Below are 404 nucleotides of genomic sequence, written 5' to 3'. Positions count from 1 at the left end.
CGTTGGGGTCGAAGGCCCGGACAGCGTAACCAGCCATGGCCGCAAGTGCAGACGGAAGTGCGTAAAGACGTGCGTGAGGCCATGCAGCGGCACGAGCGACTGCACCGCGCCCTGTGTTGCCCCGAGCACGGCGGCATGCGCCGTCAAACGCTCACGCAGCGACGCATCGTCCGGCGCGCGCTCGCCGGTCGGCGGCGTCAATTCCGGCAAGCTCCACAGCCCGCCCCAGATGCCACTATCCGGACGCCGCTCGAACAACACTCGCTCGCCCGAGCCGATCACCAGCACATCGACATAGCGTTCAGGCTGCACTTTCTTGGGCTTGGAAGTCGGCAGTATCCGCTCGCGTCCCGTCGCGTGCGCGACGCAATCGTTGTCGAACGGGCACTCGCCACAACGCGGCT

The 404-nt window shown here is 66.8% G+C and carries 1 protein-coding gene; it reads right to left on the bottom strand.

Going from position 1 to position 404, the window contains the following annotated elements; translation table 11 throughout:
• Positions 1-404, bottom strand: a 404-nt coding sequence (locus tag CDV44_RS27370; RefSeq protein ID WP_170936137.1) for an NUDIX domain-containing protein, incomplete at both ends; no start/stop codon positions are given.

The organism is Pandoraea sp. PE-S2R-1, assembly GCF_002179865.1.
Lineage (GTDB): Bacteria > Pseudomonadota > Gammaproteobacteria > Burkholderiales > Burkholderiaceae > Pandoraea.
Note: the sequence above shows the minus strand (reverse complement) of the source record. Positions and strands in the feature narration are given on the sequence as shown.